Source organism: Oceanobacillus damuensis, assembly GCF_001618145.1.
Lineage (GTDB): Bacteria > Bacillota > Bacilli > Bacillales > Amphibacillaceae > Oceanobacillus > Oceanobacillus damuensis.
Map to the genome: position 1 here is coordinate 82,847 of NZ_LQNF01000005.1, position 22,182 is coordinate 105,028.

At 37.0% G+C, this 22,182-nt stretch carries 23 protein-coding genes and 1 pseudogene; all 24 read right to left on the bottom strand.

Annotated features, from left to right (window positions below; translation table 11 throughout):
- Window positions 1–88 precede the first annotated feature (88 nt).
- The 24 genes and pseudogenes from A4245_RS06560 to A4245_RS06670 all read right to left on the bottom strand — a co-directional run bounded on the left by A4245_RS06560 (window position 89) and on the right by A4245_RS06670 (window position 22,168).
- On the bottom strand, window positions 89–478 hold the full coding sequence (locus A4245_RS06560; RefSeq protein ID WP_067726909.1) for a (deoxy)nucleoside triphosphate pyrophosphohydrolase: 390 nt from the start codon (window positions 476–478) through the stop codon (window positions 89–91).
- A 1,180-nt stretch (window positions 479–1,658) separates the two neighbouring features.
- Window positions 1,659–2,489 carry an HNH endonuclease gene (locus A4245_RS06570; protein WP_234402365.1) on the bottom strand — a complete coding sequence of 277 codons (831 nt, stop codon included), beginning with the start codon at window positions 2,487–2,489 and terminating at the stop codon, window positions 1,659–1,661.
- 129 nt (window positions 2,490–2,618) lie between these two features.
- Window positions 2,619–2,885, bottom strand: coding sequence for a hypothetical protein (locus A4245_RS06575; RefSeq protein WP_067726913.1), 267 nt, complete (start codon window positions 2,883–2,885; stop codon window positions 2,619–2,621).
- Window positions 2,872–3,525 (bottom strand): DnaD domain-containing protein, encoded by a 654-nt coding sequence (locus tag A4245_RS06580; RefSeq protein WP_067726915.1) that lies wholly within the window; start codon window positions 3,523–3,525, stop codon window positions 2,872–2,874. Before A4245_RS06580 ends, A4245_RS06575 begins: the two co-directional genes overlap by 14 nt.
- Before the next feature lie 173 nt (window positions 3,526–3,698).
- Window positions 3,699–3,872, bottom strand: coding sequence for a sigma factor (locus A4245_RS20570; RefSeq protein ID WP_234402366.1), 174 nt, complete (start codon window positions 3,870–3,872; stop codon window positions 3,699–3,701).
- Window positions 3,873–4,548: 676 nt separating this feature from the next.
- Window positions 4,549–4,925, bottom strand: a pseudogene (locus A4245_RS06590) (SET domain-containing protein).
- Window positions 4,926–5,154: 229 nt separating this feature from the next.
- Complete coding sequence (locus tag A4245_RS06595) at window positions 5,155–6,204, bottom strand: MBL fold metallo-hydrolase (protein WP_067726919.1); 1,050 nt, start codon at window positions 6,202–6,204, stop codon at window positions 5,155–5,157.
- A gap of 65 nt (window positions 6,205–6,269) precedes the next feature.
- Window positions 6,270–8,273, bottom strand: a complete 2,004-nt coding sequence (locus tag A4245_RS06600) for an acetoacetate--CoA ligase (RefSeq protein WP_067726921.1) — start codon at window positions 8,271–8,273, stop codon at window positions 6,270–6,272.
- The gene (locus A4245_RS06605) at window positions 8,260–8,451 is read right to left on the bottom strand and encodes a hypothetical protein (protein ID WP_157087668.1); all 192 of its coding nucleotides are present in this window, start codon (window positions 8,449–8,451) and stop codon (window positions 8,260–8,262) included. Before A4245_RS06605 ends, A4245_RS06600 begins: the two co-directional genes overlap by 14 nt.
- 259 nt (window positions 8,452–8,710) lie before the next feature.
- Window positions 8,711–9,001, bottom strand: a complete 291-nt coding sequence (locus A4245_RS06610) for an antibiotic biosynthesis monooxygenase family protein (RefSeq protein ID WP_067726923.1) — start codon at window positions 8,999–9,001, stop codon at window positions 8,711–8,713.
- A gap of 13 nt (window positions 9,002–9,014) precedes the next feature.
- Window positions 9,015–9,896 (bottom strand): VOC family protein, encoded by an 882-nt coding sequence (locus tag A4245_RS06615; RefSeq protein ID WP_067726924.1) that lies wholly within the window; start codon window positions 9,894–9,896, stop codon window positions 9,015–9,017.
- 171 nt (window positions 9,897–10,067) lie between these two features.
- Complete coding sequence (gene mhpA, locus A4245_RS06620; protein WP_067726925.1) at window positions 10,068–11,636, bottom strand: bifunctional 3-(3-hydroxy-phenyl)propionate/3-hydroxycinnamic acid hydroxylase MhpA; 1,569 nt, start codon at window positions 11,634–11,636, stop codon at window positions 10,068–10,070.
- An 84-nt stretch (window positions 11,637–11,720) separates the two neighbouring features.
- Window positions 11,721–12,707: a fumarylacetoacetate hydrolase family protein gene (locus A4245_RS06625; protein WP_067726926.1), complete on the bottom strand. Its 987-nt coding sequence runs from the start codon at window positions 12,705–12,707 to the stop codon at window positions 11,721–11,723.
- 21 nt (window positions 12,708–12,728) lie between these two features.
- On the bottom strand, window positions 12,729–13,457 hold the full coding sequence (locus A4245_RS06630) for a FadR/GntR family transcriptional regulator (protein ID WP_067726928.1): 729 nt from the start codon (window positions 13,455–13,457) through the stop codon (window positions 12,729–12,731).
- A gap of 582 nt (window positions 13,458–14,039) precedes the next feature.
- Window positions 14,040–14,213 (bottom strand): hypothetical protein, encoded by a 174-nt coding sequence (locus A4245_RS20035; RefSeq protein WP_157087669.1) that lies wholly within the window; start codon window positions 14,211–14,213, stop codon window positions 14,040–14,042.
- Between the two features lie 15 nt (window positions 14,214–14,228).
- Window positions 14,229–14,387, bottom strand: coding sequence for a hypothetical protein (locus tag A4245_RS20040; RefSeq protein ID WP_157087670.1), 159 nt, complete (start codon window positions 14,385–14,387; stop codon window positions 14,229–14,231).
- 5 nt (window positions 14,388–14,392) lie between these two features.
- Window positions 14,393–15,337 (bottom strand): DUF4349 domain-containing protein, encoded by a 945-nt coding sequence (locus A4245_RS06635; RefSeq protein ID WP_067726930.1) that lies wholly within the window; start codon window positions 15,335–15,337, stop codon window positions 14,393–14,395.
- A 241-nt stretch (window positions 15,338–15,578) separates the two neighbouring features.
- Window positions 15,579–16,094, bottom strand: a complete 516-nt coding sequence (locus A4245_RS06640; protein ID WP_067726931.1) for a thioredoxin domain-containing protein — start codon at window positions 16,092–16,094, stop codon at window positions 15,579–15,581.
- 16 nt (window positions 16,095–16,110) lie between these two features.
- The gene (locus tag A4245_RS06645; protein WP_067726933.1) at window positions 16,111–17,103 is read right to left on the bottom strand and encodes an aliphatic sulfonate ABC transporter substrate-binding protein; all 993 of its coding nucleotides are present in this window, start codon (window positions 17,101–17,103) and stop codon (window positions 16,111–16,113) included.
- A gap of 3 nt (window positions 17,104–17,106) precedes the next feature.
- Window positions 17,107–17,802, bottom strand: a complete 696-nt coding sequence (locus tag A4245_RS06650; RefSeq protein WP_067726935.1) for an ABC transporter ATP-binding protein — start codon at window positions 17,800–17,802, stop codon at window positions 17,107–17,109.
- A gap of 32 nt (window positions 17,803–17,834) precedes the next feature.
- Entirely contained in the window at window positions 17,835–18,569 is a 735-nt protein-coding gene (locus tag A4245_RS06655) for an ABC transporter permease subunit (protein ID WP_067727043.1), read from the bottom strand.
- A gap of 1,117 nt (window positions 18,570–19,686) precedes the next feature.
- Window positions 19,687–21,159, bottom strand: a complete 1,473-nt coding sequence (locus A4245_RS06660; protein WP_067726936.1) for an aldehyde dehydrogenase — start codon at window positions 21,157–21,159, stop codon at window positions 19,687–19,689.
- A gap of 1 nt (window position 21,160) precedes the next feature.
- Complete coding sequence (locus A4245_RS06665; RefSeq protein ID WP_067726937.1) at window positions 21,161–21,355, bottom strand: 2-hydroxymuconate tautomerase; 195 nt, start codon at window positions 21,353–21,355, stop codon at window positions 21,161–21,163.
- A 21-nt stretch (window positions 21,356–21,376) separates the two neighbouring features.
- Entirely contained in the window at window positions 21,377–22,168 is a 792-nt protein-coding gene (locus tag A4245_RS06670; protein WP_067726938.1) for a 2-keto-4-pentenoate hydratase, read from the bottom strand.
- Between the last annotated feature and the right edge of the window lie 14 nt (window positions 22,169–22,182).

Sequence of the window (22,182 nt, forward strand, 5' to 3'; positions counted from 1 at the left end):
TTACTACTCGATCAATTAAACTGCAAATCTTTCCATTATTATTCAAAAACCTACCTCAAATTGAAGTAGGCTTTCTAATATATTTAAATTATTCTGCTGTAAGTTTCTCAATCGCTGGTATATCCGCTGGGGCCCATTCCAAGGATGGAAGTTCTTTTGACGGTAACCATTTGATAGCAGCATGTTCCGTTAATACAGGATTTCCCTCCAGCAACTTACATTTATATGTAGTCAAATGAACAATACCAAAATCATATTCATATACTGTATGTTCTACTTGCTCCCCTATTTCAATCTCACAATGCATTTCTTCATTAATTTCCCTTTTCAAAGCATCTTGAGGAGTTTCTCCAGCTTCTATTTTTCCACCCGGGAATTCCCATAAATACGGCAATGATTTATCTGGGCCTCTTTGGGCACATAGAATTTTATTTTCTTTTATGATTACTGCTCCTACCACGTGTATATCTTTTTTCATGAGTTTCTCCTTTGTTAGAATCTTAATTAGTGACTCTTGATTCTATTACATTTCATTGATTTCTTCAAACAAATATCCCATTAGCATCTCAATTTCCTTTTTCAGATAAAACATTCCTTATGAGAAACCGCGCATAGTACCAATAGACTCCAGACCTGGACTTATTACCTACTTGCATTCACTCGTAGAATTGCTATATCTTCACACACTTATTTATCAATTGATACACAGGTATATCCCATTATGTCTATAGTAAGTTTGATACAATAAACCTAATATCTTCGCTTCCCAGCCGATTTGTAAAAAGTTCATACTCCCCGTTAAAATTCCTTTAGTATATTATTGTGTTAATCCGGAGGTTAGGGGATTTAATCTTCACCTTGTCTTTTTAAGAAGTTCAAAGTCTTCCCCTTTTCGTCCTTCCACTCGAGCCGTTTGCCCGTCTGACTAATACGGTGCCAGCCGCAGCACTTGGCGAATTAAAAATATAATTTTACATAAATCTTAATTCTTCTCCATCTACCACTAAAATATCATTTTGGGTTAATTCTTTTCTAATATTTCCAATTGTAGGAGCAGCTGTTTGGGATAAAATTAAATTACAGACAATTACAGACAGAATTTTTTAAGACAACAAAGCCCACATCTGTATATTCGCCTTGTGCACTTGCATTGTTCTGGTAAGGATGATTGTGGTGGAATATTTCCATTTTCAAGTTGGTATCTTCCAATCTGTAACGCTTCTTTATAACATATATGGAATTTTGTAAGCTTCCCGTTCTAGAAATTGCGACTAAAGGGACATTCCAAAAATCTTTCTCTGAATCCAGATTATGCTGGTCTTTCCAAGCAACTCTCAACTTTACTTATACACTTTTGCTTTTTACCAAACAAAAAATTAACCCCCTACATTATTAACCTCTTCACATTCACTGACTTCCTTTAATTTATTTCTTCGAAATAATATTAATTGCACTATTCTAGTAGTTACTTCTTCAATTTTTATACTAGTTGGTGATCCATTTGGCATGTATATTTGTATTGTCTTGCCTAACATTTGAATACTTCCTTCCGTATCTTTAACTTCTTAACTGCATAAGCTATTAAAAGACGATGGCTATCTCACATTAACATAACCTTAATGGTGGAAGGAGCCTGGAATTGAGTATAACAATTAATGCTAACAATTATCTACAGCTAACTCTATTGTTCTCTCTAACCTTTTTATCGCTTCTATCTCCCTTAAAACATTCATTTTTTCGTGACAATTAGGACACAAAGCAACCGTATTATACACAGAATCTAGACCACCTTGAGATAATGGTTTAAGATGATGTGCGATTAAGTAAGGCTCACCCTCTTCATTTAAGAATGGAGCAGGCTGCTCACATAATTGGCATTGACCATTTGCCCATCTTTTAGCAAACTGTGAAACGTATGGATCAAACTCATATGTGAATGTAGTTGTTTTTCTCTTTGATATTTTTTTATTTGCTGCTTTAGCTCTAATTGCTAATTGATCTTCACTTACATTTTGTACTTTCTTCATTTTTTGCTCTTGTTTTTTCTTAACAATTTTATCAGGTAAAAGAATTTTTCTTTGTTTTGCTTCTAACTTTATAGGAAATACCCAAACTAAGCGTAGGAAGCCTTTATTATCTACTTGCTCTTCCTGATAAGGTTTTTCCGCCAGGTATACTTTACCAATATAAATATATTTTTGAGGAACGAATACTTCGAATAAGTAGATTTCTATACTATTATTTCTTGATTCAGCTAATGTCTTGTTTTGAGATGTTAGTGTTTGATTACCTACTTGTCCCATACCTGTGTAATGGAAAATATTACCTTCCCATCTATCTTCGTACAACGCTTTGGTATGATTAGAAACCAGTACAAGTGAGTTCGTTTTATAAGACCTTCTCATGCCACCTTGTGGTGAACAGCCAAATACATCAGTAATATCATTATTTGAAAATGTAATCCCGGGCTTCATCTCTTCTATTTCCAAAATATACCACCTTTCTATACCTATCATAACAAAATATTCAAGTGAAAGGACTAATTTGTATAAATGAATCAATTATAATTATTCTTGAATCCTTATTTCTTCCAATTCTGCAGAAAAGGAGATGAAATACTAAAGAAATTCACAAAACCATCGCCTCCCCCAATACTCAGCCAACCTTCTCTCCACCCCCTCCTTCAACACTGCCAAATTCCCCTGCCTATCCATACCTTGCTTCTGCCCACTCATCATCTTTTTCTCCCGCTTCCGCTCCCTAAACCAATCCGTAACCACCTCAACAGCCCCCTTACCACCACCATCGTTATAGTTTACCGATCCACGTGATTTCTGACTATATTCCCGTCGATACTCCGCTTCTTCTCCCTTAGCAACGTCCACACACAAAATACCCCTTCTTCCTCCAGGCATCAAGAATCGCTTTTACATATCCCCAGTTCGTTCTTCGAAGTTCCAATGCACGTTTCAAGGCATACAAAACTAGCGACTCGCCTAAATCATTGATCCAATGAATGATGTCTTCCGCTACATACGGGGTTACCACACCAAAGTTCTCCTGGAAAAATTGAATCGCGTCGGGTGCATTTATTGTATTGTTTTGTTTAAATAATGGGTCAGCATTCTGGCTCACATAGTGATCATTATTGTGGTTCAAATTGTGGTTCACACAATAGACTGCACTGCTTTCCTCACTATTATCCATTTCGAAAACCTCATCAATTTCCTCACTCACCATCCTATCCAACGAAACAATGTGATAAGAAGCTGCTCGATTTCCCACCCGCGATTTCACACGAATATATCCCTTCTCCTGCAGTTCTCTCCGCGCCCGTTTAAACGTGGTGCTGACTGTCAAATTTGCTTTATAACAAAGCAAGGACATCGCAGCAGTAAACTCCTTTCTCCACCCTGTACGATTATTGACATGCATTAGTACATGCCAAAGATTCGCTGCCGAAGCTGACAGCGGTTTCGTTTCCAAATGATTATAAAAAGCATTGACTTGTTTGATGTAGTTCATCAATTCCACCCTTTCAAATTGATTGATTTTTTATGTGCTGCTAAATTTTTGATCTACTAAATCCGTAAACAACATTCGATAAGAACCCGTAGTGCCAAACTGGTTATTTCCTTCGCGCTTCCAGTAGTATATCGGGGATAATCGGTATTGAGTTTGACATATGACTCTTGCGGCTATATTTGCCGCTCTACAGTTGCTTCTTCGATTGGTTCGTGGCTTTTGTCTTCTTCTTGGAGTGTTCTTGATTTCTTTCGCAGTAAATCGATTAATCGATTGCGGATGGTGTAGTTGAAGTAGGTTGCGAGCGGGCCTTTGTCTGGTTGGTACTTCTTGTAAGCAGCCCACATGGCATATAATCCTTCCATATGATGTTCCATTGAAGGACCATGGGCTCCCTCCTAATCGTTGCATCTGGTAATAGATCCTTCGTTCATTCCGCTTGAAAATTTACTCAAACAATTGGTCATTAACCTTCTTCACTTGTTTCATATCCCATCTTACGCATAAAGTTACTCTTTACCCCTTAAAGCCAATTGATAAATATATTCTACCTAACAGCTCAAAAATCTGCATCTAGCCTAACTTGTCAATTCTATTCTCAAAATTGAATTTTCCTCTAGGCAAAATAATGAAATACGCAAAAAACCCCCCTTGAAAAATCAATTTTTCAAGGGGGGTTGCAAGTTAGCTACTTTTTACAAAAATAAACGTTACGTATATGCGTACCACCTTATGGTTTGATATATGCTATTTTTATTTATTAACCATGACATCTCACCATGATTGTTCCTGGGGGAAATAGCTTCCCTCTTGACGGGAATCCTAGCAAGACCTCCCCGGGTAAGAACTATAACTTTCCTCCCATGTGACTGTTGTATGTATAGAGTTCGAGTAGTATTGGACTTTGATTCGTATGGCAAACTCGTCCGTTCCAAGTGTAAAGTTTATTTCACCTTTACGTAAAAAAACAGGCGCAATTCATATAAATGCACCTGTTTTAAACTATATTTACTTACTATCCTCTTAGTCCTGATCAAACCAAAGTAGTTCTTTGTCATCGACATCCCCATTATAATTGATTAGAATCTCTTCTCCTGCCTTTATATTGTGAAAGCATAAAAGTTAAATGTGTAATTTCTAAATTTAATTTCATACGTTGCATTCGGTTCATAGGAATGGTTAAACAACATTCCATAACCAAGAAGGATAGCCGTATGATTTAGGCCATATTTAAAGGCGTAATCTGCGAGTAAGGTTTGCTCAATGTATGGATGCTGGTCATTTGGATAAGCAATGACAGGTGCTTCATGTAAAAGCTCCCCTTTTTTGATAGCACGTGTAGCAAATACTCCTCTATTTAATCCCCCATCACTTAGTGAAGATGTTTTTATCTCAATCATGTTGTTAGCCTACTGTAACATTAATTTTAAAGTTGTGCTCATTTTAATAAGCAAAAATCAATACCTGCCCCCCTACTTGGAAGCTAAAGGCGGATTCGTTTCCAAATAATTATAAAAAGCATTGACTTGTTTGGTGTAGTTCATCAATTCTACCTTTCAAATTGAATGTTTAATATATGATTTCTTTCATTCTGCTACTAAAATTGATAGGCTTATAAAAATAACACTCTTAATCTCTTATTTTCACTTCATCTCCAATTTCAATAGTCATCAAATCTTCCCCGAGTACAACCTTCCCATCGTAAATTTCCTTGGTCCTATCTACTATAGTAGCTTCATGTTCAGGTAAGAAGGTTGCAATATGAGTATATACAGCAAGTTTAGGGTTCACTTCATTAAATATTTCTCCTGCTTGTTCCGGAGTGGTGTGATAGGCCTCAATGTTTTTATGAGCTTCTGATTGATATTCTTCTTCTGGACCTTTTACTACCACGACTTCCTGAATTAGTAAATCAGTACCCTTTGCATATTTAATTAGATTTTCAGTATATGTGGTATCTCCAGAAATAACGACTGAATGTTCATTGTAATTAATTCTATAACCCAGTGCCGGCTTCATGAGACCGTGGTCAACATTAAAAGCAATAACTTCCACACCATTACTTTCGTATACTACCCCTTCTTCGACTTCATTGACTTCTGCATCCAATCCTGTTGCACCTTCCACCTTTTTTCTGGTTTGGATATCTACTTCAAATGCTTGGATTGTGCTATTTACCATATTCTCGGTTCCTTTTGGCCCCCAAACTTTAAAGTCACCTTCTCTATTTCCCCTTGGGTCAGGCACGGCAGCTGTTATTAGTAAATCCGCAAATCCAACTGTGTGGTCATGATGCAGATGAGTAACAAATAATTTATCAATCATTCCTGGGGCAATATCAATCTGATCCAATCTGAGGGCAGCCCCTCTTCCAACATCAAAAAGTAACCTTTCGTCTCCAGCTTCTACTAAAGTGGCACTACCAAAACGATCCATAGATAAAACTGGTGATCCAGTTCCAAGAAGCGTTACCTTTATATCTGCGTTTCCTTCTGCCCCAAATGTCCCGTTATTATTCTTGGCCGTATCCTCATTTTGTTCTGATTGGGAATTACTCTCCTCGGCCGATACTTTCACCTGTTTTTCTTTGCCTTCCGTTTGACTCTCTGTTACACAGCCACCTAACCAGAGGAAAGGAATAATGCAAATTACCATCAACCATCTATATTTGTTTTTCATCTGTTACACTCCCATCAAATTTTGTATCCCAAAATCAATAAATGGATCAAGCCAACTCTTTAGGATTAATGAACTCTCACTTCCAATGTCTCTTTAAATTCCACAAATAACTGGATAGACTCCGGATTTAATAAGGAATCGATGTTAACTGCTTCTTCCTTTGGTACACCCATTAAAATCTTCTTGATTGGTACTTCTATTTTCTTTCCGTTTAAAGTCTTTGGTAGATCTTCAACCTTAATTATTTTATTTGGAATATGTCTTGGTGAGCAGTTTTGTCGTATGGTTTGTTTAATTCTGGTTTTTAAATCGTCGGTAATTTTCACTCCATCTTGTAACACAACAAATAAAAGCATGAATGATTGCTCTGGACTTATCGGAATATCCAAAATTAAACTATCCACTATTTCCGGCACACTATCCAGAGCACTATATATTTCACTCGTACCCATTCTAATGCCGCCTCGGTTAATGGTAGCATCGGAACGGCCAAAAATGATTCCTGTACCCCTTGAAGTAATTTGAAGGAAATCACCATGTCTCCAGATTCCAGGATAAAGATTAAAATAACTATTCCTATACCTTTCTCCATCCTGATCATTCCAGAAATAGATAGGCATGGATGGCATTGGCTCTGTGATTACAAGCTCACCAATTTCATCTATGATTTCGTCTCCTGCATCATTAAATGCCTTCACTGCTACGCCAAGTGCACGAGCTTGTATTTCACCAGAATATACTGGTAACAGTGGGCTTCCACCTAAAAATCCCGAACAAATATCCGTACCGCCGCTGGTGGAATAAAGCCATACATCTTCTTTTACCTGCTCGTAAACCCAATCAAAGCCAGATTCCGGTAATGGAGAGCCTGTTGACCCAATGGCTCTTAAGTTAGAAAGATCATAGGTTTCTTTAGGTTTGATCCCTTCCTTGGAACTAGCCATTAACAGGCTGGCACTCGCACCTAATACGGTCATTTTGCTGGATTCTGCAAATTTCCAGAGGGTCTCATAATTTGGATAGCCCGGATTACCATCATATAAAAGTATGGTTGATCCTGTTAATAGACCACTTACAACAATATTCCACATCATCCATCCTGTTGTGGTATACCAAAAGAATCGATCACTTTCCTGCAAATCATTTTGCAGTCCGTGGAATTTTAAATGCTCAAGCAATATGCCCCCATGCCCTTGGACAATCCCTTTTGGTTTTCCGGTTGTTCCAGAGGAATACAAGATCCAAAGCGGATGATTAAATGAAAGCTGTTCAAAGTTTAATGATGCTTCACGGTTTTCTTTTAAAACTTGATTCCAAAGTATTGTAGAATGATTCTTTGTATCTACTTCCCTTAGATCCTCACGTAAATAAGGGATGATAACCGTTTGTTCCAATGTAGGCAATTCCCCTTGAATTTGTCGTATATACTCAAGACGGTCATATTGCTTTCCATTATATTGATAGCCATCAACAGCAAACATTGCTTTTGGCTTTATTTGTTTAAATCTATCAATGACACTCTTCACACCGAATTCAGGTGCACAACTGGACCAAACGGCACCTATACTCGCACATGCCAAGAATGCTGTGATGGTTTCATGAATATTAGAAGAATAAGAAACAACGCGGTCACCTGGTTTGATTCCGATTGATTTCAAATAAGCCGCGATAGAAGCTGTATTTTGCTTCAATTCTTTCCATGTCTTTACTGATTCTGGTCGTGTTTCTGATTGATATATGATAGCTTCTTTATTAGGGTTCTGTTTTCTAAAAATATGTTCTGCATAGTTTAAGGTTGCATTTGGGAACCATGTTATGTCAGGCATTTCTTCACCTGATAAAACAATATCATCTTTTCTTTCTCCTTTAATTTCAAAATAATCCCAAATTGCTACCCAAAAATCTTCCTTTTCATTAACCGACCATTCCCATAATTGGTTGTAGTTTTCAAAGGTTAATCCCTTCGCTTTCCGAAGCCAAGTCATAAATTTATTCATATTGGACCTTTCTTGCATTTCTTGTGAGGGCTGCCAAAGTACTCGTTGCTGTACTTCTTCAGTCACTTTCATTACCCCTTCCTAAAAAAAGAAAATCTATAAATATACTCTGAATAGCTTCACTATGAAACTTACTTAAAGATTGTGAGAAGCTTTTTAAGTCCCCTCCAACCGAAAAAGTACTTCCTTCACCTGTAATTGCTATTGCACAGATGTTTTCACTCCCAGAACATCCAATAGCAATATTCATCGGTTCTTTCGCCATTTACAGATCAATCGCGTTCCCTTTATTCGGGCGAGTTAAGGGTCACAATTCCTACATAATTATTTACTGTTAAATTAACATGGTTATTTTCCACAATATAACTCCTAACGTGCACATAATTTTATTACTACTACTAATATTTAGTTCGATACATTCTCGATGGTCATTGCAATGCCTTGGACTCCACTAATACAAAGGTAGTAAGTGTTCAATGATTTAATGAGCGCAATTATATATAAACTAACTAGATTACCTTTTCATAATGCTGTACTTTCGGAACACTCAAATAAAAAGGGCCGAGAATCTTCTTCATTTCCTCGAATTCTGATGTGTTTTTAAAGTCAATTACATGATCTTCTACAGAATTCCAGGAAACAGATACCAAATACTTATTTTGCTGCTCCACGCAACGATTTAGTTCCGCACCATTGTAACCCTTAGCTGTTGTCATGAATGCCGTTGCTTGTTTAAATGCCTTTTCAAATTCTTCTTCATTCCCTGATTTTACTTCAAGCATGAAAATTTCTTGTACCATTCAAACCATCCCCTTAGATTTTTGCTAAATCTAACTGAAATTCCGTTCCCCAAACACTTAAACCTTCCCACACTTTTGGTTTATACGGCATTTCTGTATGCCAAGGCCGAGGCTCGAAAATACCGAGTTCTGGAACAAACACATCCATATCGGTGTATAATTCCACAACATTATCTTCTGGATCCCGATGATAGGTTGCAATATTACTCCCAGCTGTATGACGAGAAGGTCCCCATATGATTGGAATTTCGTGTTTAGCTAGTAAATCAGATGCAGCATATTGATGACTAGCATCCTTTACTTGAAAGGCAATATGATGTAATCGTGTATCATTTGCTGCAATAATGTTTATGACATGATGATCTGTGTTACAAGTCAAAAAATTAGCAAAATTTTCACCGATTTTATCTGTAAAAGTAAATCCTAAAACATCATGGTAAAAAGTAATTGTTTCCTCATAATTATTTGCTAAAAAGGCTACGTGGCCTAATTTTAATGGATTGATTCCGAGTCCGGAAAAACCGACTGCTGGTTGATTAATTTCTGTAAATAACTCAATTGTATTACCTGATGGATCATTCAATTCTATGAATCTTGATACTCCCGGTTTTACATCTTCTTGTATTCTTGATTCTATACCTGTTGCTATTAATTTTTCTTGTACTTCGTCTAATGACAATCCTCCATCTAATTGATATCCATAGCTTCGAATCGCCTGCTTGTCAGAAGGAGTAATCACAATATTGTGATGGTCGTAACCATTACTTAGATAGGTAATTCCATTCTGTTCTTCTGTAATGCGATATCCCATGATTTCTGAATAATATTCCACCATATGAGCAGGATCTTTTGAAAAGAAATCAACATAAGCTAATCTAAATACATTAACGGACATACATAATTCCTCCCTATTTATACATTTTTATTTGCTATCTAATTTCAATTCATTTAATATTAATGATAGGTTTCCAAGACCTGTGTGCATGAACTCGTAACGTATACTTTTTTATTGGAAAGTTACGATGTTCATGTATTTTTTAGATGATTAGATACGTCTTTCATGTTGTTATAAGGTGCCAACTGTAGATTCCTTATGGTCGAGAGATGCTTTTAAACTAGCTATGACATTTGGTAATTCTTTTGCCTGGGAAATGCACCCAAAAATATTGAAATCTGGTCGAACAACAAGAGCCTCTATATCATTATTCTTAAAGTAACTTTCATAGTTTCCTTCAATATCAATTACCTCTTCCGTAGATTCCACATTGTTAGTGATATTTACAAACTTTGCTCCAATTTTCTCCATAAATTGAATTTGTTCTTCACTCAAGTATTGTTTTAGATCTTGTTTCCATCCCATCACCATCCAACCATGACCTACTACGTTATCATAAAGATCTGTTTCACCTTTATATTTCACGATATTCTGCAAGGATAATTGGCCGGTTAAGCTACTCTCCTCAGCTTTATAGAGTATTCCGTCCGTAATAATTGGGAAATCGGGAAATGGAGGAATGTTTCCAGTTAGAAACGCTTCATCTCTCTTTTTTGCTTCTTCTTCATCTGTTGTACAAATCATTTTCCCTAAATAAATGGCAGCTTCAATAAGTTTTATCATATGCGGTTTTCTTTCTTCTGTATAAGTATCTAGCAATGAGTCATCTGTAATACCGCGTAAGACCAGATCCAACTTCCACGCAATATTATTGGCATCTCGAATTCCTGATGATAATCCTTGCCCCATAAATGGTGGGGTTAAATGCGCAGCATCACCTGCTAAAATTAATCTTCCTTTTCTCCATTCATCTACCCATTTCGCTTTAAAGGTATAAACTGTATGTCTTTCTAGAATCGCGTTATCAGGGGTAACATTCCATGGTTTTAAAAGTTCCCAACAAACTGCTTCCTCTTGGAACTCTTCTTTCGTTTCTCCTGGAAGTAACATAAATTCCCATCTTCTTCTACCAGGACCACCGGAAACCCTGGTAGTTGGCCGTTTAGGATCACAAATTTGCAGATTCATGGGGGTAAATTTCATTTCTCCCTTTGGAATAATATCAACTACAAGGAAATCATTGTAAAATCCTAAATCAGTAATGGAGTGTTCCATATTTTCCCTGACAAAACTGTTTGCGCCATCACAACCAATGACATAATTTGCAGATACTTTTACGACTTCCCCATCTTTAGTTTTGAACATAGCTTCAACATGGTCATCATATTCGTTAAGGTATACTCCTTGCCAACCTAAGCGGATATCAACTGTAGAATATGATTTACAAGACTTATCCATCAATTCTTCTAACTCTGCTTGATTAAAAAGCATGTCTGCAGGCCAACCAGAAATTCCATCTTGAGACCAATCAATTTCTAGGAGAGTTTTACCTTCACCGTTACACCAAACATAATTATCTGGTACTTTTACAGATACTTTCTTTATCTCTTCATCTGAAGCTATCGTCTGAATTGCTCTTGTAACTTCATGATCATATTTTACTGCTCTAGGTAATCCATAAGACATGTCATATTTCTCAAAAATGCCTACATTCCATCCTTTTTTTCCAAGTAAGCAAGAAACCAGCTTTCCAACCGGACCATATCCAATTACGACCACATCATACTCCAATGTTTTCATCTTCTTCCTCCTAATCTTTTTTTACGTATGACAGCGCATACATTTTAATCATAGGTGCTAGTGTAAGCCACCTATCTGTATCTTTTAGTAATCTGCTGTAACCAGAGAATGAGATACAATTACGTTTCTTTGTTCACCTAGGTTTATCTTGCCATCTTTGCTCTTTATGGAGGCTCGAACGACATCTCCATCTTTTAGATATTTATTCTTGCTACTTAATTGATTTTCTACAAATGTAGTTAGTTTTTCCTCAGCAGGAAAAGTTGGATCAGATACAAGCTTTAATATATCTGGCGTAAGATTCATTGCTACCCCACCTGTAGTACCAGATAATACCAAGTCACCTTTAGATAAATCCATAATTTGAGATAGCTCTGTCATTGTTTCTGCTGGTTTAAATAGTAATTGACCGGTATTTGCTGATTGACGAAGTTCATCATTTACCCACAGATTTAATTCAAGGTCATGAATAAGAGAAATATCTTCTTGGTCAAGTAGATATAGAATGGGCCCTGTTGGACAGAAGGTACGGTAACTTTTCCCTTTAAGCCATTGTCCTTGGACTAACTGTATATCACGAGCAGATACATCATTTGTTAAAACAATTCCTGCTATATATTCATGTAAATTAGCATCCGTTACTTCTACCGCTTCACTAATATTAGAACCAATTACTAGTCCTAATTCGATTTCATAATCTAGTAATTCTACATTAGATGGACGAACAATATTGGAGTATGCACTACTTAAAGAACTATCCGCCTTACTAAATATCATATTAAATGGAGGTCGCTTGGCTTCCATTCCGGATTCTGCTCGGTGGGTAGAGTAATTCGCCCCTTGACATACAATTCTTGCCGGTTTGGTTACAGGACTAAGTAGAGTTACATCATTAAAAGATACTAGTTCAGCAGATGAATCTTCTAGCAACTTTTTCGCTTCCTCTTGACCTTCCTCTAAAAAGTCTGACAGTGTTAAGTAATTACCGCTTAAAACTTTGATTTGATTATCCGATACTACTCCCCATTTTTCCGTATTATCTTTTTCAAAACGAACAACTTGAATTCCCATATAAACTTCTCCTTCTTCTTTTTATTTTTTTTGATGAAATAACGTTTTTTCAAATAATTGTTGAACTCGTAATATCATATTAGTCATGACTAACCTAGAATTCTCTTCATCTCCAGTTATGATTGCGTTGTATAATTCTTGATGCCTTTTTAATACTTCTGACGTTGGTTTATCCTGTTGTAATTCTGGATTACTATTTAGTGCAGCTATACTTTTCTCTCTACTGATTATTAACCCTTTATGAAGTAATTTTAATAAGCTAATCATCAATGAATTATGGGAAGCTTCAATAATTCTTAAATGAAATTCATAGTCAGCTTTTGCCCACTCTTTCGTATCATCTATGGTTTTTTCTAGATTCCTAAAGCAGATCGTTAAATTTTCTTTATCTTGGGTGGTTGCGTTTCTTGCTGCCAATCCCGCAGCAATGGGTTCGATTCCTAACCGTACATGTGTCATTTCAAGAAAAAATTCTCCATCTTTTCCTTGATAATCACTTATCCAAGTCATGACGTCCAAATCCCACCATTGCCAATCATTACGTGGTAATACGATCGTACCTGATCGTTTAGTCGATCTAATAATTTTCCTTGCTGATAACCCTTGGAGAGCTTCTCTTATAACGGTACGACTTACACCATATTCCTTACCCAGATCTTCCATTTTTGGAAGTGTTTCTCCAGACCTAATTGAACCGCTTACAATTTTCCTTCCAATTTTACCTATAATCTCGTTACTTCTATTTTGCATTTCTCAGACCTCTTTTCGAATAAGGAATTAAATCCCTCCTTACAAAAGTTTTACACAAGTAATACTTATTTATATTTTCTGATAAGTATTACTTGTGTAAATAATACATTTAGCTGATACGATTTGTCAATATATTTATAATACTTTTCTTATCTAAATTTTGAATACCTAACTAAGGCTTTCCTCTAACGTATAAGCCTGATGTGGCTAAAGAAAAATACCTGTCCCCTTTCACTGTATTCCTGATTCCAATAATAGAAAGAAGGCAGAATGAAGCATAACTACATTGGAAATCATCCAAAGATAGAACCACACTTATATACATGTTCTCTCAGCAAGAAAAAGGATGCGTTCCCCACTTCGAGAGCGCATCCTACTAGTAAACTAATACTATCTCTTACTTAAAATCATCAAACATTAGAACAGCACGACCATGAACTTTACCGTTACGTAAATCTTCTAGAGCTGATATCGTTTATCTGAATGAATATTTATAAACTTGTCATGGAAATCTGTCCTAGTCTAGCAAGTGCAACAATTTTTTAAAATCTTGTAGCGTTCCACCATTAGATGTAATTAATTCTACACCAGCTTTAAAATCTTCCCAACCGAATGAATGGAAGCGAACCGCCACCTATGCCAATTTAATACAACACCGCCATTCTTTGTTACTTCTACCGCTGTTATCAATGTCGGGTGAAAGCCTACAAAATCGAAGAAAGCATTGATGCCTTTATCAACCAGTAATTTCATCATGTTTTCAGTAGCGTTCTAATCAGATTTAACACAAACATTGGCACCATCTTCTTTCATTTCTTCCATGCGAACCTCATCAACTTCTTGTATAAGAATACGCGCTGCAGTTAGGGATTTTAAAAATCGAACTCCGAAGAATCCAATTCCAACAATACCACAAACAGAAAACGCCAACGAACCTAATCATTCTGGCTATTTTTCCTTATTCTTCTATAAATGAAAAATCCAATCATTGCTATAACTCCGAGCAGGATAAACACAGGCAGATTACCTATAAAGAAAACAAAAATGCCTGAAAATACTGTGAGGAGAAAATTAATACTGTTCAAAAATTGCTTTTTCGTTTTTTCCCAGGTATCCAGCTCCCCTTCATTCATTCCTGAGATTGTCACATTGTTTTCCTCCATATAGATCGTAACTGTTGCCAAGTCTGTTCTATTTTCTAAGTAATTCATTCTCCCTGTTATTTCCTCTATTTCACCTTGAACCTCGGCTAAGTCGGCTGAAATGGTTAACAGGTCTTCTGTTTTTTCTGCTTGTTCCATAAATGAGAGCAGCCTTTCTTCTACCACACGCTTCGATTTCAGACGTGATTCCAAATCAATAAATTCTTCTGTCACATCCTGTCCTGAAATGGAACTTTCCAAAACTTTACTGCTGTCATCTTCCACGATCTGGATAAACTCACGAAACTGGCCCTGAGGAATTCTTACGGTCACATGTCCGTTGACTGAATCATTTTCAGCATATCCTTGCATATTCGAATCCACAATATATCCTCCACGATTTGCAACCTGTGACTGAATCGTATTTAATGTTTGTTGGTAATTTTTTACCTCAATATGGAGATTGGCAGTGTAAATTATTTTTCGGTCTGACTGAATGATTTCTCCTTCTTGTGATGAGACACTTTCTTCTCGTGAATCACTTACTTCCTGATCTGTGGCACTATCACTTCCTCCACTAATTGAATCGCTGCTTTCCATCTCTACGTTCTCTGCACGTTCCTCCGTGCCAAAATCAGCCCTATCACTGCTTGTAGCACTATTTTCAGTATCATTACTGCAGGCAGTTATCAGGACGCCAATCCAAAGAACAATTGAAATAAACAAACCTTTCTTCATTGAGAACCCACCCTTCCATTTCTAACAGCTTTTCTTTCATTACAGACGTAATTTACTGAAAAATGTTACATCTTTTTTCAAATAAAAAAAAGACTTCCAAACGGATGGAAGTGTGATGGACTATTATCAATCCTACCAGAAGAAGCATTCAAGCTATGCCGCCTTTTTACACAAATTCATCCCGTATCACAATTTAGTGACACGGGATGAATAATGGTCCTATTAATTCAAAACAGCCTCTTTAAGCTAATGCTTTTTCAACTTCATCTTTTAATTGCACGGCGTCAATTTCAACAGGGTATTGAAATTCTTTGTCGTTAATGAAAACAGTTGGCACCATCTTCACTTGACGTTTAATGGCTTCAGCTGTAACTTTTAAACTCAACTCAATTGTAGCAGGTTCTTCTTTTAAGCCATACTGTTCTGTTAGCATCTTCTTAATGGCGTCGCTATCCAGTTCACTCCATTGGCTTTGGTTTTCGAATAGTTCTTTCATAATCTCGTAAATGCGTTGTGGGTCATTATAGTCCAGAAATAAATTTACTAACGTTCCATATAACAGCATTTCACGAGGTTTGTCATAATGTTTAATGACATATTGTACCTGGCCATCGTTAATATAAGATTTCAAGCTTTGATCAGCCGCTTCGAAAAATGTTGCACAATAAGGACATGCCAGATTTAAAAATACTTCAACTTTTACAGGTGCATCTGGATTACCATAACTTAAGAATGCATTTTCAACTACTTTTGTCATATGAATCCCTCCAATTTTATTCTATGTTACTAGGAATGAGTGCTTCATCGATGTTAACGGCTTCTTCAATGCTTATTTCCGTTTCAAGGAGCCCTGCTTCATGGAACGTATCTGCTAAATGTTGCTGACTCGCAATGATTTCTTCTTCGATTTTTTCAACTCCAAATGTACGACGATCGTTTGCCTGCTGGAGAGGAGCTATATCCAAACCTAATTCCGCCGCTAAAATCTCAGCAACTTCTGTTTTATTATCATTTGCCCATTGATCAGCATTTTGCAATTCTTCCAAAATAAGTTTCACCACTTCTGGTTTCTCTGCAATAAATTCTTCTGTACCAAAATAGAAGGTACGGTTTTCAGTCAAATCAGAACCATTAATAATTGTCCGTGTATCAACTGTGTTCTCTACGATTGCCAAGTACGGATCCCATGTGCCGTATACATCAAACTCATCTTTCGTAAATGCTGATAAACCTTCTGCAGCATCTTTATAAAACTTAATATCTACCTCATCGAAAGGAATACCTGCTTCGTTTAATGCTACTAATAATAAATAGTGCTGGTTACCTCCTCTGGTAACACCGACTTTCTTACCTTTAAAATCTTCAACTGTTTCAATATCTGAATCTACTTTAGTAACTAATGCAACACCTTCCGGATAAGGTGATTCAGAAGCGAGATAGTTTAATTCGTGACCACCAGACTGCATAAATACAGCGTTGCCATCAGATGCGTGTCCAAAATCGATGTTATCCGTGTTAAGTGCTTCTAATAACACGGTTCCAGTAGTAAATACTTTCCAATCAATTGTATAACCAGCTTCATTTAGTGCTTCATCCAAATTACCATGCTCTTTTAAAATATTGATTGTGTTACCTTTCTGATAACCGATTGTAATCACTTCTTTTTCTCCCTCGCTGTTTGTTGCGTCAGCACTTGGGTCACTCCCACAGGCAGCTAATACTAGTACGAATAAAGCTGTCATTAAGGTTAATAGTTGTTTTGACATTTTTTATCCTCCTAAAATTTCGTTTAATATTTTTCTTTCATAGTAAGTAAATTTTTCGTTGCGAACGCGCGGTCTAGGCAAATCGATTGTTTCATCCAATTGGATTCGTCCACTGTCAATGACAATGACGCGATCCGCTAATTGTACTGCTTCTGTTACGTCATGGGTAACGAGAAGGGACGTGAATTGCTGTTGCTTCCATAGTCCTTCGATTAACTTCTGCATTTCCAGACGTGTAAGTGCATCAAGCGCACCAAGCGGTTCATCAAACAGAAGGATATCAGGATTGCTCGCTAATGCTCGAGCAAGAGCAATACGCTGCTTTTGCCCTCCTGATAATTGATCAGGCCAATCGCCTTGCTTATCAATCAATCCTACTTTTTCAAGTGATTCTTTTGCTGCAGCCAGATTAACCGCCCCGAGAGCAATATTTTTTAAATTATTTTTCCAAGGGAGAAGACGGTCATCCTGGAACATAATACGAATTTTTGGTTCATTCGCTTCCTCACCGGAAAACGATAGCATTCCTTTTGAGACATCCTCTAGTTTGGCGATAAGTCGTAAAAGCGTGCTTTTACCACAGCCGCTCTTTCCAACGATTGCGGTGAAACTCCCCTGTTCAATCGATAAATCGATGCCACGCAACACTTCATTGTCGCCATAGCTTTTCCTCACATCTTTTAGTTCAATATTAAACACACTATCACCCCAATCTCCCTTCCGAGCGTCCGTTACTTCTTACTAAAGGCAGCATTCCATTTTAATAAACGCTGTTCGAACAGCTTTGCAATAACATCGGATAGCTTACCTAAGATTGCGTAAAGAACAATCGTTAAAACGACGATGTCCATTTGCATAAATTCACGAGCGTTTGTTGCCATGAAACCAATCCCTGAGTCTGCGCCAATTGTCTCTGCTACGATTAGTGACATCCACATTACTCCAAGTGCATAACGAATTCCGACCAAAATCGAAGGCAAGGATCCCGGAAGGATAACGTTCGTAAATAACTTCCACCTTGATAATCCATAAACAGAACCCATCTCAATTAACTTGCGGTCCACATTTTTTATGCCATTAAATGTATTTATGTAAATCGGGAACATCACCCCTACGGCAACTAAAAATATTTTTGCGCTTTCTCCAATTCCGAACCATAAAATCACAAGTGGTATTAAAGCCAGATGGGGAATCGTACGTATCATTTGAATGGTCGTATCTGTCAATTTTTCGAAAAATATAATGGTACCGTTAAATAGTCCGAGTACAAAACCAATTATCCCTCCAATAAAAAAACCGATCAGCGCACGCTGTGTACTAATTAGGACATGTTCTTGGAGATCTCCAGTATTAAATAATCGAATCGCTGCTTGGAAAACCTCCAATGGAGTAGGCAACAATGTGGAGGTAATAATTTTGTAATGACCAAGCACTTGCCAAAGCAGGACAAAAACGATTGGTACCATCCAAGGAAAAAATCTGTTGTTATACCACCCTGTATTTCTTTTCAATTTCTCACCTGCTTTACATAAAATTTCAAAAATTTATTACAGTTCTTTAATTATATTAATCCCTATCGGTTTTGTAAAGATTAGAATACTATTATTTCAGATTATTTATTTGAATTGCAAAAGTTCTTTTTGAAGTTGGGTAAAATCAGCAGCAGCACGTAATGATATAATTCTGTGATGGACGCAGGGAAATGGTCACTATTACCAAGAGAACAAAAAAGCACAAATCCTAAATAATAGATTTGCGCTTTTTACAAGATTAAAAGTTAAGTTAAGCTATTCTATTAAACTAACAAACCACTATCAACTGGTACAACCGCTCCAAGCATAAAACGAAGAATCATCTGAGGCATGGATTAATGCAATATTGACAACCTCTTCGTCTTGCGCGTAACGTCCAGGTGGCACAGAATTTACCGAATCCACCATTTCTTTTGAACCTTCAGCAAAGATTTCCTATCGTCATACCGGTTCCTATTGCACCTGGTTATATGTGATTAAAAGTAGATACCTTGGTAGAAAAATAGGCCAGAAGTGAGTTGACTGCTCCTCGGGCTTTTTGATGATTATAACTAATGGGCTTTTACTCTCACATTCAACAAATTCCCCAACCTCTCTTTCATCTTCTCCGTAGTCACAATACAGTTCAACGTGCTGAACCTCGTTTTTATTTTTAACTCATATTGATCATTGACTTCACTTGAAACCCCATAATAATTATGATTCATATCAATTCGTACAAATTCAAATGATTTAATATTCTTCCAAGGTGCAAAACGAGCGCCACATAGTATTCCATCCTTCGTTACAGCAAATAAATTTTATTCAATTTAATGACGAGGAAAGAACAACAGTCAGCATCACACAACAGTTACTGATTTATTAAAATACTCAAATGAAATTAAAGAAGTTGTTAGGAAATTTCTATAAGTATATTAAAATGAACAGAAAAATTACCCTTTCATCTTATTTAATAAAGTGCTAGCTGTTACTGAATTCTCCTCAAGTGAACCTGTCTGTTCCCAAAAATAAAGATGGCTCTCCTCATTTTTTGAGAAGAACCGTCTTCTAGTTAATTCAATGCAATACAAATATTTTTCGCTTCGGTAAAGAATTCCATACTGTGCTGACCGCCTTCTCTACCCATACCACTTTTCTTGAATCCACCGAATGGAGCGCGGAGGTCACGTACGAACCAACAGTTTACCCAAATCGTACCAGCACGAACATTATGAGAAATACGATGTGCTCTTTGAAGGTTTTCTGTCCAAACTACACCGTTTAATCCATAGTCCGTGTCATTAGCGATTTGAAGAGCCTCTTGTTCCGTATCAAACGGAATAATCGTTACAACTGGCCCAAAAATCTCTTCCTGACAAATACGAGCTTTCGGATTGTCAATTAAATAGATAGTAGGTTCAAGATAGAACCCATTGCTTAGATGTTCTGGAAGGTCTGGGCGTTTTCCACCACTTATGAGCTCTGCACCTTCTTCTTTCGCAATTTCAAGGTAGCTTGTTACTTTATTATAATGAACCTCACTAACCAATGGCCCCATATCTGTGCCTTTTTGTTGCGGATCTCCTACTTTTAAAGCCTGTGCAGCTTGCTTGAATTTCTCTAAGAATTCATCCAAAATGGAACGCTCGACTAGAATTCTTGATCCAGCAAGACACACTTGACCTGAGTTAAAGAATGCTGCACGAATGGAATCTGGTACAGCTTTTTCAAGATCCGCATCTTCAAAAATGATGTTTGCTGCCTTACCACCAAGTTCAAATGATACTTTTTTCAACGTATCTGCACCGCTTTTTAGGATTCGTTTACCAGTTGCGGTGGAACCAGTGAAAGAAACTAAGTCAACTTCTGGATGTGTAGTCAATGCATTACCAACAACTCCACCTTGCCCTTGTACGACGTTTACTACTCCATCAGGAATTCCTGCTTCTTTTGCAATTTCTCCTAAAAGAGAAACAGATAAAGGAGTGTTTTCAGCTGGCTTAATAACAGCCGTATTCCCTCCAGCTAGACATGGTCCCAGTTTCCAAGTCGTCAACATAAACGGAACGTTCCAAGGTGTAATTAATGCTGCAACACCAACCGGCTCATACCTAGTATAGTTGATGAAGTTCTCACCCATTGGGTATGTTTCTCCACCTTGTTTTTCGGCAAGATCTGCAAAGAAACGAATATTATTTGCTGCACGTGCAACTTCATGAGCTACTGTAGCTTCATAAGGTTTACCAACATCTATTGCGTCGTAACGAGCAATCTCTTCTTTTCTTTCTAAAATGATATCTGCCATTTTTCTTAGTTTAACAGCACGTTCTTCTACAGACATTTGTCTCCAAGGACCATTCTCAAAGGCATCTCTAGCTACTCGACATGCACGGTCTACATCTTCTTCCGTAGCCTCACTAACACGTGCAATCAGTTCTTGGTTAGCTGGGTTCATTACATCAAATGTATTATTATCACTAGCAGGTACATATTCACCATTTATATATATCCCGATTTCTTTTACATCTGTTTTTACAGTCGCCATTTTATTTTTCCCTCCGTTTTTTCACTGATTCACCAGCAATACCCCAATGTTCAGGCGGTAGTTCATTAATCATCACTCGAACATTTTGTTCAGGCGCATCAAAAACCTCTGAAGCCAAATTTGTTACTTCACGAATGAAGCGCTCTTTTGTTTCTGGTGTTCTTCCTTCTAAAATATTAACTTGAATAAATGGCATTTTTTTCACCTCTCTATTTATTTATTCTGTAAATATCGCATGAACGGAACCGATTCCATCAAAACTAGCAGTATATTGGTCTCCCGCTGCAATTTCAAGAGCAGCAGATAGAGATCCACTTAATATCACTTCACCTGGTTTTAAACTTTTCCCTACTTTATAAAGTCTATTAGCAAGCCAAGCAATTGCTCTTGCAGGGTGTCCCATTACTGATGCTCCAGCACCAGTTGCTGCAACTTCCCCATTTTTTCTATAAACAAATCCCATTAATTTTAAATCCAAGTTTTCTGGATTGTAAAAACGTTCTCCAATAATAAATCTGGAAGAAGAGGAATTATCACTTACCGCATCAGCAAGTGTAAATTTAAATCCATAAAATCTACTATCAATAATCTCGATAGCTGGTGCTACATATTCCGTTGCAGCTAGTACATCTGCCACACTTACATGTGGACCTTTCAACTCCTTTTTTAAAACAAACGCAATTTCTGGCTCTGCTTTTGCATGAATAAAAGGAGCAATGGAGATCCGTTCTCCTTCATTTAATTGCATGCTTTCTAGTAAGACACCATAAGAAGGCTCATGAACACCAATCATTTGCTGTTTTGCTTTACTCGTTAGACCTAATTTCCATCCAACTCTCTTCGTATTTTCTTCCTTTTCTTTCATTTCTACTAATCTATCTTGAATTTGATATGCTAATGCCTCATCTAATTCAGGATATTTATCTGCAAACTTATCCACTGCAGTTTTATTTTTTTCTGCATCAAACAATTCCTTTGCAATAACATCTACTACATCTGTTTTAATCATGATCTCACCTCTCT

Bases quoted from the DNA above. Each gene is read 5' to 3' on its own strand.
- A4245_RS06645 (WP_067726933.1), bottom strand. From the start codon at position 17,103: ATGTCAAAACAACTATTAACCTTAATGACAGCTTTATTCGTACTAGTA.
- mhpA (WP_067726925.1), bottom strand. From the start codon at position 11,636: ATGAAAACATTGGAGTATGATGTGGTCGTAATTGGATATGGTCCGGTT.
- A4245_RS20035 (WP_157087669.1), bottom strand. From the start codon at position 14,213: ATGATGAAATTACTGGTTGATAAAGGCATCAATGCTTTCTTCGATTTT.
- A4245_RS20570 (WP_234402366.1), bottom strand. From the start codon at position 3,872: ATGTGGGCTGCTTACAAGAAGTACCAACCAGACAAAGGCCCGCTCGCA.
- A4245_RS06660 (WP_067726936.1), bottom strand. From the start codon at position 21,159: ATGGCGACTGTAAAAACAGATGTAAAAGAAATCGGGATATATATAAAT.
- A4245_RS06595 (WP_067726919.1), bottom strand. From the start codon at position 6,204: ATGAAAAACAAATATAGATGGTTGATGGTAATTTGCATTATTCCTTTC.
- A4245_RS06615 (WP_067726924.1), bottom strand. From the start codon at position 9,896: ATGTCCGTTAATGTATTTAGATTAGCTTATGTTGATTTCTTTTCAAAA.
- A4245_RS06655 (WP_067727043.1), bottom strand. From the start codon at position 18,569: ATGGTACCAATCGTTTTTGTCCTGCTTTGGCAAGTGCTTGGTCATTAC.
- A4245_RS06670 (WP_067726938.1), bottom strand. From the start codon at position 22,168: ATGATTAAAACAGATGTAGTAGATGTTATTGCAAAGGAATTGTTTGAT.
- A4245_RS06665 (WP_067726937.1), bottom strand. From the start codon at position 21,355: ATGCCATTTATTCAAGTTAATATTTTAGAAGGAAGAACACCAGAAACA.
- A4245_RS06560 (WP_067726909.1), bottom strand. From the start codon at position 478: ATGAAAAAAGATATACACGTGGTAGGAGCAGTAATCATAAAAGAAAAT.
- A4245_RS06640 (WP_067726931.1), bottom strand. From the start codon at position 16,094: ATGACAAAAGTAGTTGAAAATGCATTCTTAAGTTATGGTAATCCAGAT.
- A4245_RS06630 (WP_067726928.1), bottom strand. From the start codon at position 13,457: ATGCAAAATAGAAGTAACGAGATTATAGGTAAAATTGGAAGGAAAATT.
- A4245_RS06610 (WP_067726923.1), bottom strand. From the start codon at position 9,001: ATGGTACAAGAAATTTTCATGCTTGAAGTAAAATCAGGGAATGAAGAA.
- A4245_RS06600 (WP_067726921.1), bottom strand. From the start codon at position 8,273: ATGAAAGTGACTGAAGAAGTACAGCAACGAGTACTTTGGCAGCCCTCA.
- A4245_RS06635 (WP_067726930.1), bottom strand. From the start codon at position 15,337: ATGAAGAAAGGTTTGTTTATTTCAATTGTTCTTTGGATTGGCGTCCTG.
- A4245_RS06605 (WP_157087668.1), bottom strand. From the start codon at position 8,451: ATGAATATTGCTATTGGATGTTCTGGGAGTGAAAACATCTGTGCAATA.
- A4245_RS06625 (WP_067726926.1), bottom strand. From the start codon at position 12,707: ATGGGAATTCAAGTTGTTCGTTTTGAAAAAGATAATACGGAAAAATGG.
- A4245_RS06580 (WP_067726915.1), bottom strand. From the start codon at position 3,525: ATGAACTACATCAAACAAGTCAATGCTTTTTATAATCATTTGGAAACG.